This window comes from Actinomyces procaprae (assembly GCF_004798665.1).
Taxonomy (GTDB): domain Bacteria; phylum Actinomycetota; class Actinomycetes; order Actinomycetales; family Actinomycetaceae; genus Actinomyces; species Actinomyces procaprae.
In genome coordinates, this window is the sequence record NZ_CP039292.1 from 1,049,308 (window position 1) to 1,064,448 (window position 15,141).

Consider the following 15,141-nt stretch of genomic DNA (forward strand, 5'->3'; position numbering starts at 1 on the left):
ACGCGCGACCGAGCATGAGGCTGAGCCGCAATGACCGAATCCACCGCCGCATCCGACCTCCCCGACGAGCGCCTGAAGCAGCTAGCTGAGGCTCACGGGGTTTCTACCGAGTACTGGGACTACCACGGCAATCTCGCCGCGCCCTCCCGCACAACCCTGGTTGCCGTGCTGGCGGCTCTCGGTGTGAAGGCCGGCGATGCGCAGGAGGTGGAGGAGTCCCTGCGTGAGGTGGAGATCGCCCCCTGGCGGCGCACCCTGCCGCCCACCGCGGTGGTGCGGGTCGGGACCCAGAAGACCGTGCCCGTGCACCTGCCGGACGGTGCCCGAGTCCAGGTGCACATCCGTCTGGAGGCGGGTGACAGCCTGCAGCTGCTGCAGGCCGACGACTGGACCAATGCGCGGGAGGTGGACGGGGTCCTCACGGCGCAGGTCTCCTTCGCCATCCCCGAGGACCTGCCGCTGGGATGGCACACGATCGTCGCCAACATCGACGCCCCCGGTGAGGGCGCCTATACCGCCACCGCCGCCCTTGCGGTCGTCCCCGATCACCTGGACCTGCCCGCGTCCCTGGGCGGGCGCGGCTGGGGCGTGATGGCCCAGCTCTACTCGGTCCGTTCCCGCGGCTCCTGGGGCATCGGCGACGTAGACGACCTTACTGAGCTGGTCGGGTTCCTGGGCGACGAGGGGGCCGACTTCCTGCTGATCAACCCGATGCACGCCGCCGAGCCGGTGGGGCAGATGACTCCCTCGCCCTACCTGCCGGTGACTCGCCGCTTCGTCAACCCCATCTACATCCGCCCCGAGAACATCCTGGAGGTGTCCCGCCTGTCCGGGCCGCGCCGTTCGCTGGTGCAGTGGGCCTATGAGGAGGTCGCCGACGCGAACCTCACCGCCGAAGCCATTGATCGTGACGCCGCCTGGAAGGCCAAGCGCGAGGCGCTTGAGGTCATCTTCGCCGCTGGCCGCTCCCGCTCCCGGCAGCGCGACTTCGAGCGCTTCCGCCAGGCGCAGGGGCAGGGCCTGGAGCGATTCGCCCTGTGGTGCGCGCTCGTTGAGAAGTACGGGAGCTTCGACGGCTGGCCCGACACCCTCAAGGACGCCTCCAGCGCCTTCGTCGCCAATGAGGCCCGCACGCTGGCCGACCGCATCGACTTCTACGCCTGGCTGCAGTGGATCGTGGATGAGCAGCTCGGCCGCGCCCAGGAGGAGGCCAAGGCCGCAGGCATGAGCCTTGGGCTCATGGACGACCTGGCCGTGGGCGTGCACCCCAGGGGCGCGGATGCCTGGGCGGAGCCCGATGTCTTCGCCTCCGGCGTCGGCGTGGGCGCCCCGCCGGACATGTACAACCAGCTGGGCCAGAACTGGTCCCAGCCCCCGTGGAACCCGAACCGGCTGGCGGAGACCGCCTATGCTCCGCTGCGCGACATGGTCGGTACCGTGCTGCGTCACGCCGGTGCGCTGCGTATCGACCACGTCATCGGCTTGTTCCGCCTGTGGTGGATCCCCGACGGCCTACGGGCCGACCAGGGTGCCTACGTGCGCTACGACCACGAGGCGATGATCGGCGTCCTCCTGCTGGAGGCACACCGGGCCGGAGCCGTCATCATCGGTGAGGACCTGGGCACCGTGGAGCCCTGGGCGCGCGAGTACCTGGCCAGCCGCGGCGTGCTGGGAACCTCCGTGCTCTGGTTCGAGAAGCAGGAGGAGGACGGCTGGCCGCTGGAGCCGGGCGCCTACCGGCACCTGGCCCTGTCCACGGTTAATACTCACGACCTACCGCCCACCGCCGGCTACCTCGCGGACGAGCACGTCACGCTGCGCGAGCGCCTCGGGCTGCTCACCGAGCCCATTGAGCAGGTGCGTACAGAGGCCCGCATTGAGCGTGAGCGCATGCTCACGCGCCTGCGCGAATACGAGCTGCTGAGCGACAACCCCTCCGAGCGCGAGACCGTTGAGGCGCTGTACCGGTATGTGGTGCGCACTCCCTCGGCGCTGGTCGGGGTGGCGCTGGTGGACGGCGTCGGCGAGCGGCGCGCGCAGAACCAGCCCGGCACCGACCAGGAGTACCCGAACTGGAAGATACCGCTGGCGGACGGGTCGGGCGAGGTGGTCCTCGTGGAGGACCTGCCGGGCAATGTGCGTCTTGCCAGCCTGCTGACCGCGGTGCGCGAGGAGTTCAGCCGCTGAGTCGTTGCGGTCACCCGCCGCGCCCGGTGCCGGCGCCCCGCAGGTGCGGGAGCCGGACGCGGCGGCACCCGCGGCCTTGTGAGGCCCGTCAGGCGAGGCTGAACAGGAGCTCGCCTGCTGCCACCTGTGCCTTGGAGGCGGAGGTGATCGGTGAGCCCTCGGCCTGCAGCGCGATGACGGGCACGAGCGGGCTGCGCCCGCCGGCCTCGACGGCGGCCGGGCACCACGTGACCACCGGGGCGCCCGCGGCGACGGCGTCTCCCTGCGCGACGTGCAGGGTGAAGCCGGCACCCTCGAGCTCCACGGTGTCCAGCCCCAGGTGCACCAGGATGCTGCGTCCGCCGGCATCGGTCACCACGAAGGCATGGGGGTGAAGCTTCGTCACCGTGCCGGACACGGGGGCCAGCGCGGTGACATCCCCGCCGCCTGCACGGTCCGGGTCCACGGCGAGCCCCGGCCCGAGCATGCCGGAGGAGAAGACCGGGTCGGGCACAGCGGCGACGGCGATCACGCGTCCGGCGAGGGGTGAGTGGATCGAGGTGCTCATGGTGGCTCCCTTGTACCTGTGAGTGTGCCGGTGACGGAGCGAGTCAGCCCGCGCCCCGCCCCATGTTAGCGAGCCGCGCGGCCCGCCCCGGATGACCTGACGCGGCGCCGGCTCCGCACTCGTGCTGACGGAGTGCGGAGCCGACGGCGCGCAACGGGGGCTACTCAGTCGCGCGACTGCCCCTGGGCCTGGACCGCCATCACCCGCCGGGTGTCGTCCAGGTTCTCGCTGACGATGCGGCGGAAGGCCGCGGGGGCGTCGGAGTGAGTCGCCAGCCAGTCCTCCAGCGCGGACGCCGGGTCGGTTCCGGGGAGCCCGACCGTGGCGGTGGACCACAGCCTGGCCAGCAGGTTCTCCGCCATGTGGAAGGTGCGCGAGCTCCAGATGCCGTCGGCCTCCTTGACGTACTCGGAGACGTAGGGGGCCAGCAGCTCGGGGTTGCGCTCCACCATGTTGAAGCCGGCAAGCATCTTCACCTGCGTCTCATTGGGCAGGCCGGCGTTATCCACCAGCTCGCGCCAGGCGGCCGCCTTCGCCTCCGGGGTGGGGACGGCCGCGCGTGCCTGGGCGGCGCGCTCGCGGCCCGTGGTGGTGCGGTCGCGCTCCTGCTCGACGGCGATCTCCGCCTCGCCACGCCGACCGGCCGCGACCAGCCCCACCAGCAGCTCCCAGCGCAGGTCCTGGTCCACGACCAGGCCCGGCAGGGTGGCGGATCCGTCCAGCCAGGCGGCGACGGCGTCGAGCTGGGGATCGGTGACGGCGTGGGCGGCGACGGCGCGCACCAGCTGCAGCTGCTTGTCGCTGCCCGCCTCGGACGCACGTGCCAGTTCCAGCAGGGTGTCGGTGGTTGATGCGGCCGCGTCGCGCCGCTCGGCCGGGGACAGGTACGTGGACAGGCAGGTCGCCACTCGCGCCAGCAGTCCCTGCACCACGCTGGAGTGCGTCTCGGTGCGCAGTGCGCGCAGTGCGGCGGCCAGGAAGTCGGTGGTCGGCAGCTCGCCGTCGCGCACCATGTCCCAGGCGCTGGCCACCAGCACCGAACGCGGCAGTGAGGCGGTGAAGGCGTCCACATGTGCCAGGCCGGAGGCAAGCGAGGCGGCGTCCAGGCGCACCTTGGCATAGGTGAGATCGTCGTCGTTCAGCAGCAGGACGTCGGGGCGGACGGTGCCGACCAGCTCGGGCACCTCGGTGCGCGCGCCGGCCACGTCGAGCTCAATGCGGCCGGTGCGCTCAAGAGCGGCCGGGGGCTGAGCGCCGAGCGTGTAGGCGCCCAGCACCACCCGGTGGGGGCGCAGCGACGCCGGGGAGCCCGCCGGGATCTCCTGAGCGATGGCCGCAGAGGTGATCACGCCGTCGGCGTTGGTGTCCAGCTCCAGGCGCAGCGTGGTCACTCCCGCCTCCTGCAGCCACACACGGGTCCAGGCGGACAGGTCGCGGCCGGAGACCTGCTCCAGCTCACCGAGCAGGTCGGCCAGGGTGGCGTTGGCGTAGGCGTGGGCCGCCAGGTAGTTCTTGATGCCGGCGAAGAAGGGCCCGCGCCCCACGTAGGCCACCAGCGCGGACAGCACGGAGGCGCCCTTGGCGTAGGTGATGCCGTCGAAGTTGACCTCCACATCGTGCAGGTCGTTGATGTCCGCGGCGATCGGGTGGGTGGAGGAGAGCTGGTCCTGGTTGTAGGCCCAGTTCTTCTCCAGCACCTGGAAGGTGGTCCAGGCGTCGGTCCAGCGGGTCGCCTCCGCCACGGCGAGTGTGGAGCAGTACTCGGCGAAGGACTCGTTCAGCCAGAGGTCGTCCCACCACTTCATGGTGACCAGGTCGCCGAACCACATGTGCGCCAGCTCGTGGAGGATGGTCTCGGCGCGGCGCTCGACGCGTGCCTGCACCGGGCGGGAGCGGAAGATGTAGTCGTCGCGGTGGGTGACGATGCCGGCGTTCTCCATGGCGCCCGCGTTGAACTCGGGCACGAAGGCCTGGTCGTACTTGGTGAAGGCGTAGGGGGTGCCGAACAGCTCCTCGTAGTAGGCGAAGCCGGCCTTGGTGATCGACAGGATCTCCTCGGCGTCCATGAACTCCGCCAGGCTCCTGCGGCAGTAGACGCCCAGGGGGACGGTGCGGCCGTCGGCGGCCGTGTAGACGTCGGTGACACCGGTGTAGGGGCCGGCCACGATGGCGGTGATGTAGGAGCTGATGCGTTCGCACGGCTCAAAGGCGAAGGTGTGTGCGCCGGCCGCGGCCGGCGTGGGTGCGGGGGTGGGGGAGTTGGACAGCACCGTCCAGCCCTCGGGCACGGTGACGGTGAAGCGGAAGGTGGCCTTCAGGTCGGGCTGCTCGAACACGGTGTACATGCGACGGGCGTCGGGAACCTCGAACTGGGTGTACAGGTAGGTCTCGCCGTCGGCCGGATCGGTGAAGCGGTGCAGTCCCTCGCCCGTGTGCATATAGGCGCAGTCGGCGATGACCGTCAGCTCGTTGTCCTCCTGCAGGTCCGCCAGTGCGATTCGGGAGTCGGCGAACACCTGCTCCGGGTCCAGGGCGTTGCCGTTGAGCGTCACCGCGTGGACGGCCGGGGCGATCAGGTCGATGAAGGTGGAGGCTCCCGGGGTGGCGGTGAAGCGGACCGTCGTGGTGGAGCGGAAGGTGGCGTTGGCGGGATCCGCGGCGCCGGACAGATCCAGGACGACGTCGTAGCTGTCGGTGGAGACGACGGCGGCGCGCGCCACCGCCTCCTCGCGGGTGAGGTTCTGACCGGGCACGAATGCTCCTTCGGTGGTAGTTGCGAACGTTCTGGGAACCACGGTGCGAGCCGCGGGCTCCAGCACGATTCTTCCACCGCGGGCCGGGGGGCCAGAAATCGGGGAGGTGCCGCGGTGCCGCGATGCGGTGCCCGGAGCGGGCCGTGCCCCGCGGAGTCCCGACGGCGTAGTACCTAGGACCCAGGTAAACCTCCGGCGATGATCGGTGTGTTCACTCTGGTGAGCGATGCGATCGCTACCTCTTGACTGAACCGCTCAACTGATGCAGTATTGCCGTGTCGGAATGATCGCAACGATCGTTCGCGGTCCCCTGTGTGAGTGGACCGTTCAGTTTCGAGATACAAGGAGGTATCCATGACGGCACCAGCAGACATCCGGGTACGCAGGGCGGGCAGGACCAACTGGCGTTGGGTCGTCGCCGTCGTCTGCGCCATCGGACTGGCCATCAACTACATCGATCGCTCCGCGATCTCGGTGTCATTGCCCTACATGACCAAGGACTTCGACATCACCCCCGGTGAGCAGGGGCTCATCCTGTCCGCCTTCTCCTGGTCCTACGCAGTCATGCAGATCCCCGCGGGCTCACTGATCGACAAGTTCGGCGAGCGCGTCATGTTCGGCGCCTCCGTGTTCGTGTGGTCGGTGTGCACCGGGGCCACCTTCCTGGTCAGCAGCTTCGCCATGCTGTTCGGGCTCCGGCTCGGACTCGGAATCGGTGAGTCGGGCGCATACCCGGCCTCCGCCAAGACCGTCTCACGCTGGTTCCCCCAGCGGGAACGCGCCCGCGCCACCTCCGTCTACGACTCCGGCGCGCGCATCGGCTCCGCCATAGCAACACCGGTGATCGCCGGAATCATCGGCCTGTGGGGCTGGCGCTGGGTCTTCCTGATCGCCGGCGTGCTCGGGATCCTGTGGGCCCTGGGCTGGTGGGGGCTGTACCGGCGGCCGGAACTCGTCGACTCGATCGGCGAGGAGGAGATGGCCATCATCAACGAGGGACGTGCCGAGGAGGAGCGCGCAGCGGCCGCGGCAGGCACGGAGAAGGCCATCCCAGTGATCGTGCTGCTGCGCAAGCGCGCCGTGTGGGCCATGATGATCGGCTTCTTCTGCGTGAACTTCGCAGTGACATTCTTCCTCACCTGGTTCCCCACCTACCTCGTGGACGAGCGGGGCTTCGACCTGCTCAAGCTCGGCGCCTTCGGGGCCATCCCCCCGATCTGCTCCATCATCGGCTCCTGGAGCGGCGGCCTGATCAATGACGCCCTGCTCAAGCGAGGCTGGACCGTCACCAGGGTCCGCAAGACCTGCCTGGTGGTCGGCATGCTGCTGTGCGCCGTCATCGGCGGCGCGGCCTTCGTCCCCACCGCGGGCCTCGCACTGGCACTCATGTCCGTGTCCTACTTCGGCTCCGCCTTCACGATCGTGACCATCTGGTGCCTGCCGGCCGACTTCGTCCCGGCCTCGACCGTGGGAGTCCTGGGAGGAACCCAGAACTTCTTCTCCAACATCGGCTCGGCGCTCAACCCGATAGTGATCGGCTTCCTCTACGGGGCGACCGGTGCATTCGGCCTGCCACTGCTGCTGTCCGGGGCGGTGTCCATCCTCGGCGCCCTGGTATTCGCCTTCATGCTTCCAAGGGTTGAGCAGATCGACTTCTCCCGGGACGTGGTCGCCGTGTGACTGCTGAAGCAGACGGCGCCAGGGCGCCGCCGGAGCGTGCCTTAGCGGAGCGACGTCGGGGAGCCCCGCCAGGCTACAAGGCCGCCACTCATGCGGCATGACCGACCACGACGACGAAAGGAGGTGGGACGATGCGGTCAGAAGCGATTCTCAAAGATCAGGGAGGCACCATGGCCATCACCGTTCGCTCTGACGTCACAGACGAGCCCCGCACCAAGGGGGACCGGCGGCGCGCCCGACTCGTCGAGCTGCTGGGCGAAGGTCACGGTAGGCGTGCCTCGGTCAATGAGCTCGCGCAGGCGCTGGACGTCTCCGTGGTCACCATTCGCCGGGACCTGGCCCTGTTGGAGAAGCGCGAGATCATATCCCGCACCTATGGCGGCGCCTCGCTGGCACCGGGGCGGCGCGAGCTGACCATGGCTCAGCGCCAGGTGAGCAACGCCGTCGAGAAGGAGGCGATCGCGCAGGTGGCGGTATCCCTCCTGAGCGAGGGCGACCTGGTGATCCTCGACGCCGGCTCCACCGCGGAGCGGATCGCCGCCGCCATCGACAACCGCTTCGAGCTCACCGTGGTCACTAACGGGCTGCGCTGCATCAACCAGCTCGTAGGGCAGGACCGGGTCCACGTACTCGTACTGGGCGGCAACCTGCGCGGCATTAACGAGACCATCTGCGGTGGTGACGCCGAGATGACCCTGTCCCGCATCTACGGGAACATCGCCTTCGTGGGTGCTGACGCCGTGAGCGCCGAGCGTGGCATCGCCTCGCGCACCTACGACCAGTCCCGGCTGAAGGCGATGATGCTGCGCCAGGCCACCCAGGTATACGTCATTGCGGACTCCTCCAAGCTCGAGGACGACACCGACTACCCCTACTGGTCCCCGCTGCCCCATGAGTGGGGGCTCATCACCGACGCCAAGGCCTCCTCCGATCAGATCGATGCCCTTGAGGAGTGCGGCGCCACCACCATCCTGCTCGCCGGTGAGCAGGAACCGACAGACCCAAGCAACACCAAGGAAGAACCATGACCAGTAATGCGACCGTCACAACGACCGTCGATCTGAGCGCCACCATGCGGAAGGCAGTGCTGTACGCCCCCAACGACATGCGGATCGAGCAAGTGCCGATCCCCGAGCTCGAGCCGGGTGACGTCCTGCTCAAGGTGACCGGTGCTCTGCTGTGCGGCACGGATGTGCGCATCTACACCGGCCGCAAGACCCGCAACGTGAACCTGCCCTCCACACTCGGGCACGAGTTCGCCGGAGAAGTGGTAGCCGTGAACGGAGACCTGCCCGAGGGCGTGTCAATGGGTGACCAGGTCTGCGTCTACCCGCTGGTCCCGTGCGGCAACTGCTCGGCCTGCTCCAAGGGGCACCCCAACATCTGCCGCAACCGCGTCGCCTTCGGCTACCAGCTCGACGGCGGCCTCTCCCAGTACGTGCGCGTGCCGGCGCAGGCCCGCGAGAACCTCATCCCGATCAATCACGTCTCCTCCCGTGAGGCCGCCATCGTGGAGCCCGTCGCCTGCGCCCTGAACGGTCAGAACCTGGCCAAGGTGGCCGGGGCGGACACGGTACTGGTGGCCGGGGCGGGACCACTCGGCCTGATCCACATCCGCCTGGCCAAGGCGCAGGGCGTGCGCCAGGTCATCTCCGTGGAGCCCAACCAGGCCCGCCACGCCATCGCCCGCGCCTCCGGGGCCGATCAGGTGCTCGCACCGTCGGACGGCATCGCCGACCAGATCCGGGAGTTCGCCCCCGACGGCGTCGACGTGGTCATCATGGCAATCGGCCGTCCCGAGGCCATGTCCCCATACCTCGGGGTGCTCGCCCCCGGTGCCCGCATCTCGGTGTTCGCCGGCTTCAACTCCGAGGCCAAGCTCGAGTTCGTCGCCAATGACATCCACTACAACGAGTACGAGATCGTCGGCGCCTCCTCCTGCCGCCGGGAGAACTTCCAACAGGTCGCCCCGATGATCGACGACGGTCGGCTGAAGGTCGCCGACCTGATCGGCACGCAGCTGCCGCTCGACCGCGCTACGGAGGCCATCGACCTGGCCGCCTCCGGAGCCGACATGCGCGTCGGCGTCGACGTCTGGGCCTGACGCCCGGCAACCCCGACCCACCAGCACCCCGGCTCGCGTCCGTGACGCGAGTCCCGGCCAGCACACCCTTTTTTCGACCCAACTGACGAATGTCACCACGTGGTCCGGCACAGGGCCGGCTCACAAGCACCCATAAGGAGAAGCACCATGTCCGTCTACTCACTCAACCCCGTCGGCACTACGCCCGCTCTCGGCCGTCAGCTGCGTCTGCGGCGCCTGCTCGGCGCCGACGGCCGCATGATGTCGGTGGCCCTGGACCAGGCCGTGCCCCGCGGAGTGGCTCCGCGCCTGGCCGACATCAAGAACACCTTCAACCGGATCATTGAGGGCGAGCCCGACGCCTTCACGGTGTTCAAGGGCATCGCGGGCCACCTGCTGTGGGACAACGACGTCACGGTTCCCCTGATCATCAAGGGATCCACCTTCTGCGTCGACTTCCACCCCACCTACGACGCCACCGTCGCCGGCGTCCACGACGCCATCCGCCTGGGCGCCGACGCGCTCGCCATCGGCATCTCCGCCGGCTCGGAGCACCAGGCCGCCATGCTGGAGATGATGTCGGCCACCACCGAGGAGGCGCACAAGTGGGGCATGCCGGTCATCTGCCACGCCTACCCCTCCGGGGAGCTGTGGGGCGACCTCAAGGGCTCCACCGAGTCCGTCGTCTACGCGGCTCGCGCCGCCGCCGAGTGCGGTACCGACATCGTCAAGACCTGGTACACCGGCTCCGCCGCCGAGTTCAAGCAGGTCGTGGACGCCGTCCCCACGCCCGTGGTCGCCGCCGGCGGCGCCCCCGCGCCCAAGCCCATCAACGTCCTGGAGCAGGCGGCCGCCGTGATGGAGGCCGGCGGCGTGGGCATGACCTGCGGGCGCAACATCTGGCAGGCCGAGGACCCCGCCAAGATGGTCCGGGCGCTGCGGGCCGTGGTGCACGACGGCGTCGTCCCCTCCGAGGCCGCCAAGCTGCTGGACTGACGGCCGGCGGCGCTTCCAAGACGACAGGATGACGGAGGTTCAATGATGAGCACATTCGTCGGAATCGACCTGGGGACATCGGCCACCAAGGCCGTCGTCGTCGACGCCGGAGGGGAGGTGATTGCCCGGGCCCGCTGCGCCCACCCGCGTTCCCGCTCAGTGCAGGGACGCGTGGACCCCCGGGCCTGGGAGGGTTCCATCCGGGGCGCGCTGGCCGAGCTGGGGCCGGCCCTGGCCGGTGCCGCCGGCGTCGGCATCGACGTCCACTGCCCGGTGGCCGTGCCCCTGGACGCGGCCGGGAGGGCCTGCGGACTGGGCGTGGTGTGGGACAACAACATCCTGCGCTACTACTTCAACCAGTTCTCGGGCCGACGCTCGGAGCAGGCGCTCGCGGCCACGGGGAACCACCCCTCGCAGTCGACCTTTATGGCCCTGGCACACCCCTACCTGCGCAAGCACGACGCCGACTCCTTCGCACGCATGGCCACCTTCGGCATGGCCGGCACCTGGCTCGGCGCCCTACTCACGGGCAAGACCGCGCTGGACCCCACCCAGGCCTCCTACTCCGGCATCTTCAACACGCTGGAGCCGGAACGGGGGTGGATCCAGGAGACCGTCGAGCTGCTTGACATAGACCCGGGCACGCTCCCGCCGGTCAAGCACGCGGTGGAGGTACTCGGCACGGTCACGCCGGAGGCGGCCGCCGACTTCGGCCTGCCCGCCGGCGTGCCCGTGTCGGTCGGCTCGGCAGACACCCCGGCGGCCTCCTATGCCCTGGGGACCAGGCCCGGTACCAAGCCCTTCTTCATCATGGGCACCACCCATGTGATCAACTCCTGCCTGGCCGCTCCGGACACCCGCGCCACCGCCCTGCAACGCTGCGGCAACCGGCCGGGCGAGTGGCTGATCAACGGGGTTACCAACGGTGGGGACGCCCTGGCCACCGGTGCGCTGGTGGCCGGCTTCGGCGAGGCCGACGGCGGCGTGGCCGGCATGATCCGCACCGCCTACGACATCTCCCGCGAGGACGCGGTCACCGCCCCGTTCTTCATTCCGCATGTCATGCGGGAGCGCGGCCCCCTGTGGTTCGAGGCTCCCTGCGCCCGGCTGATCGACATCACCCGGGAGACCAGTCGCGCGCAAGTGGCCCGCGGCATCGTCGACGGCGTGCTGCTGGTGGACCGCATGGTGCTCGGGTCCTGCGTGCCCAAGGGCTCGGGCTCCATCTACGTCACCGGGGCCTTCGGGGCGGACGAGGCCTTCCCCCAGATGCTCGCCGACATCCTCGACGCCGATTTGGACCTGGTCGACGAGTCCTACCTGCCGGCCATCGGCGCGGCGGGCATGTGCGGTGCGACGGTCGCCGACGCGGTGCTGCCGGAGGTCGTCTCCCGGCGGGTGAGTCCACGGCCAGACTGGGTGGCCATCAACGACGACCGCTGGGACGCTTTCCGCGCCTCCTGGGCCGAGGCGACCGGACGCGATCCTCTGCCGGAGATCTGACCGCCCATATCCATTTGCAAACCCTCACGAAAGGCAGTTCCATGATCACTTCTGCAAATAGTGTGGAGGCTGTGATGCCGCCCAAGTCCGTGTACGTCGCCCGGCTACTGACCGATGCCGTCACCCGCGAGCTCGACTCCCACGCCGGGCTCAGCTTCGACGTCGGCCAGGAGGCGCCGCCCGCCCGCGCGGAGCTCCTGCAGCGGGTCGCGGGCAAGGACGCCGCCATTGTCACGCTCACCGAGCGCATTGACGAGGAGTTCTTCACCGCCGCCGGCCCGAGCCTGAAGATCGTGGCCAACGTGGCTGTCGGATACGACAACATCGACCTGGATGCCGCCGCCCGCCACGGGGTCACGGTCACCAACACGCCTGGTGTGCTCGACGGCGCCACCGCCGACCACGCCTTCGCCCTGATTCTGGCGCTCGGCCGGCGCATCGTCGAGGCCGACCGCTTCATCCGCGAGGGCAATGAGTGGGTGTGGGGTCCGCGCATGTTCGTCGGCCTGGATGTCTCCGCCGGCGCCACCCTGGGCATCATCGGCCTGGGGCGCATCGGCAGGGCGGTGGCCCGGCGCGCCCGCGCCTTCGACATGCGCGTCATCGCCGCCGACGCCACCCGGCCACTCGGCTCCACGGTCGAGGGCGTCGAGATCGTCGCCCAGGAGGAGTTGCTGGCCGTCTCCGACGTGGTCACCCTGCACGTGCCGCTGCTGCCCTCCACCCGCCACCTGATCAACCGCGAGACGCTCGCGCTCATGAAGCCGGGCGCCTACCTGGTCAACTGTGCCCGTGGCGGCATCGTCGACGAGCAGGCACTGATCGAGGCGATCGACTCCGGGCACCTGCGCGGCGCCGCCATCGACACCTTCGAGGGCGAGCCGCGCGTCAACCCCGAGCTGGTAGCCAGGCCGCAGGTGGTGCTCACCCCGCACACGGCCAGTGCCGGAGAGGCGACCCGTGACCGCATGTGCCGCCTCGCCGTCGACAATGTCAGCGCGGTACTTCAGGGGCGCGAACCGCTCACCCCGGTCAAGGCGTCCTGACCGGGCGGCGGGCACCGCGTACACGAGACTGAAAGGGCAACCCAATGAAAGTGGTCCTGGCACCCGACTCCTTCAAGGAGAACATGACGGCTCTTCAGGCCGCCCAGGCGATGGAGCGCGGCGTCCATGACGTGTATCCCGATGCCGAGACGGTCATGGTTCCCATGTCCGACGGCGGGGAGGGCTTCGTGGATGCGGTCTGCGCCGCCTGGGGCGCAGAGTCCGTCACGGCGCCAACCGTCGACGCCCTGGGTCGGCCCCTCCGTGCCGCCTACGGGCTCGACGGTGATCGCGCCGTCATGGACGTGGCCGGCTGCGCCGGCCTGGAGCTCATCGCCCCCGCCGACCGTGACGTCCTGCGCTCCAACACCGCCGGGCTGGGGCTGCTCATCAAGGACGCGGTCGGTCGCGGGGCCCGCACGATCGTGCTGGGCATCGGTGGCTCGGCCACCAACGACGCCGGCCTGGGTATGCTCACCGCCCTGGGTGCCCGGCTCCGCAGCGGGCGCGGTGAGGCTGTTCCCCCCTACCTCGACCAGTTCGAGAGGATCAACGAGGTCGACACTTCTGAGCTCCTGCCGCAGCTCGCCGGGACCCGGTTCCAGGTCGCCTGCGACGTGACCAACCCGCTCACCGGACCCACCGGCGCCACCGCCGTGTTCGGACCGCAGAAGGGGGTCACCCCCGGCATGGTGCCGGCTCTGGATCGCGCCCTGGCGCACGTCGCCCGGGTATCCGGCCATGAGCCGGAGGCGGATACGCCCGGGGCGGGAGCCGCGGGCGGGCTCGGCTTCGCCCTACGGGTCTTCCTGGGCGCCTCCCTTGAGCCCGGGGTTGAGCTGGTGGCCCGCGCAGTCGGCCTCGCCGACGCCGTTACCGGAGCCGACCTGGTGCTTACGGGGGAGGGGTCCGTGGACGCCCAGACCCTGGCGGGGAAGACCCCCGCAGGGGTGACTGCGGTCGCGGCGCAGGCCGGGGTGCCGTGCGTGGTCTTCGCCGGGCGGATCAGGGACGGGGCCGAGAACCTGCTCGACCACGGGGTACGGGACCTGGTGAAGGTAGGGCCCGCAGACGAGCCCCTGGAGCTGGCCCTGCGCCACGGACCGGAGAACCTGCGCCGCGCCGTCGGCGACTACCTGCGGCGCTGTTCCCCAGCCGGTGCGGGGCAGCTGTGCGTAACTTCTACCGATCTCGGCACGTAACTTCTACCGATCTCGGCACGTAAGATCTACCGATCTCGGCGAGTCAGTCGGTGGGGGTGCAGGCTCCGGGCGCGTAGCCGTATTCCGCCAGGGTCGCGTAGGTCTGGTCGGTGGGCGGCGCCGCAAAACCGTCGCCCACCGGGCCGGCCGGGACCTCCACCAGCCTGACGGAGTCTCCGGGTGCGCCCCCGGCACTGCGGACCGAACGGGCCAGGCCGGCCAGGTCGCGCAGCCCGGTCCCGGCGTCGACCCCAAGGTTTCCGCTCAGCGTCCACGCGAGTGACTGGAGGGCCAGCGGGCCATGGCCCTGGTCCACCAGCGCGGACATGACCGAGCGCATGACGATGCCGGTGAAGCGACTGCGCCGCTCAGCCCCCTCCTGGTCCGACAGTGCCACCCATTGCCCGTCACGCAGCACCTCGGGGTGGCGGGAACGCACCAGCGCCAACGCATCCACGCCGTCCAGGTGCTGCATGCCCGCAGTATCGATCTCCAGGCCGGCGTAGGCATCCCGCACCGGCTCGTCGAGCTCGACGTCAATCCCGCCCACGGCGTCAACGATGCCGGCGAACTGCGCCATATCGACTGTGACCACGTGTGCGGTGGTGATGCCGTACGCGGAGCAGAGGGCATCGACGGTGTACTGCGGGCCCTGCAGGAAGGACGTGGCCAGCCGCTCGTCGAACAACTGGCCCTCGGCCACGACCAGGTCCCGTGGCAGGATCAGCACGTCCAGGCCGGTGGCGCTGGGGCGCACCAGGGCGGCGACATCGGCGCGCGCACCGTCTCCGACGTCCTCAACTCCGCCATAGCGTGCGGGTCCGTCTGGCAGGGACGTGCGCGAGTCGGTGCCGATCACCAGCCAGGTCTCCGCCTGCGGGCCGCCCCCGTCGGTCAGCGCAGTGCCTGTGGCGTTCTGCTGGGGCATGGCGACGTCGAAGCGCTCCAGCCGGGAGTACAGCAGGCCGAGGTCGCCGAGCCCCAGCGCCAGGGTCGCGGCGAGAAGAACGAGCACGGTGGTGAGCAGGGGGTGTCTGCGTGCGCGCGCACGCAGTCGCGCCCACCAGGCGGTTTCCGCCTGGTGGGCGCGACTGCGGGTGCTGGATGTCGCGGGTGACCGCTCAGGTGAGGTCATCCCCGCAGA

At 69.8% G+C, this 15,141-nt stretch carries 11 protein-coding genes; 8 read left to right on the forward strand and 3 right to left on the reverse strand.

Annotated features, from left to right (window positions below; translation table 11 throughout):
• The first annotated feature begins 30 nt into the window (after positions 1-30).
• Positions 31-2,187 (forward strand): 4-alpha-glucanotransferase, encoded by a 2,157-nt coding sequence (gene malQ, locus E4J16_RS04100; protein ID WP_136192730.1) that lies wholly within the window; start codon positions 31-33, stop codon positions 2,185-2,187.
• Between the two features lie 88 nt (positions 2,188-2,275).
• On the opposite strand, the gene E4J16_RS04105 is transcribed toward malQ, so the two are convergent.
• Together E4J16_RS04105 and pepN are read right to left on the reverse strand one after the other, a co-directional pair.
• Positions 2,276-2,734 carry a PTS sugar transporter subunit IIA gene (locus tag E4J16_RS04105; protein WP_136192731.1) on the reverse strand — a complete coding sequence of 153 codons (459 nt, stop codon included), beginning with the start codon at positions 2,732-2,734 and terminating at the stop codon, positions 2,276-2,278.
• Positions 2,735-2,898: 164 nt separating this feature from the next.
• Positions 2,899-5,487 (reverse strand): aminopeptidase N, encoded by a 2,589-nt coding sequence (gene pepN, locus E4J16_RS04110; protein ID WP_136313334.1) that lies wholly within the window; start codon positions 5,485-5,487, stop codon positions 2,899-2,901.
• Positions 5,488-5,841: 354 nt separating this feature from the next.
• Here pepN and E4J16_RS04115 point away from each other — a divergent pair, with 354 nt between their 5' ends.
• The 7 genes from E4J16_RS04115 (at position 5,842) to E4J16_RS04145 (ending at position 13,997) form a co-directional block, all read left to right on the forward strand.
• The gene (locus E4J16_RS04115; RefSeq protein WP_136192733.1) at positions 5,842-7,167 is read left to right on the forward strand and encodes an MFS transporter; all 1,326 of its coding nucleotides are present in this window, start codon (positions 5,842-5,844) and stop codon (positions 7,165-7,167) included.
• A 170-nt stretch (positions 7,168-7,337) separates the two neighbouring features.
• Positions 7,338-8,195, forward strand: coding sequence for a DeoR/GlpR family DNA-binding transcription regulator (locus tag E4J16_RS04120; protein WP_168709460.1), 858 nt, complete (start codon positions 7,338-7,340; stop codon positions 8,193-8,195).
• Complete coding sequence (locus tag E4J16_RS04125; protein ID WP_204519934.1) at positions 8,192-9,271, forward strand: alcohol dehydrogenase catalytic domain-containing protein; 1,080 nt, start codon at positions 8,192-8,194, stop codon at positions 9,269-9,271. Before E4J16_RS04120 ends, E4J16_RS04125 begins: the two co-directional genes overlap by 4 nt.
• A 147-nt stretch (positions 9,272-9,418) precedes the next feature.
• Positions 9,419-10,246 carry a class I fructose-bisphosphate aldolase gene (locus E4J16_RS04130; protein WP_136192735.1) on the forward strand — a complete coding sequence of 276 codons (828 nt, stop codon included), beginning with the start codon at positions 9,419-9,421 and terminating at the stop codon, positions 10,244-10,246.
• Between the two features lie 42 nt (positions 10,247-10,288).
• The gene (locus E4J16_RS04135; RefSeq protein ID WP_136313336.1) at positions 10,289-11,749 is read left to right on the forward strand and encodes a xylulokinase; all 1,461 of its coding nucleotides are present in this window, start codon (positions 10,289-10,291) and stop codon (positions 11,747-11,749) included.
• A 41-nt stretch (positions 11,750-11,790) separates the two neighbouring features.
• Positions 11,791-12,795 carry a 2-hydroxyacid dehydrogenase gene (locus tag E4J16_RS04140; protein ID WP_204519936.1) on the forward strand — a complete coding sequence of 335 codons (1,005 nt, stop codon included), beginning with the start codon at positions 11,791-11,793 and terminating at the stop codon, positions 12,793-12,795.
• Positions 12,796-12,839: 44 nt separating this feature from the next.
• The gene (locus E4J16_RS04145) at positions 12,840-13,997 is read left to right on the forward strand and encodes a glycerate kinase (RefSeq protein WP_136313337.1); all 1,158 of its coding nucleotides are present in this window, start codon (positions 12,840-12,842) and stop codon (positions 13,995-13,997) included.
• Positions 13,998-14,040: 43 nt separating this feature from the next.
• Here the strand turns inward: E4J16_RS04145 and E4J16_RS04150 are convergent, their stop codons facing one another.
• Positions 14,041-15,132: an LCP family protein gene (locus E4J16_RS04150; protein ID WP_136313338.1), complete on the reverse strand. Its 1,092-nt coding sequence runs from the start codon at positions 15,130-15,132 to the stop codon at positions 14,041-14,043.
• Positions 15,133-15,141: the final 9 nt, after the last annotated feature.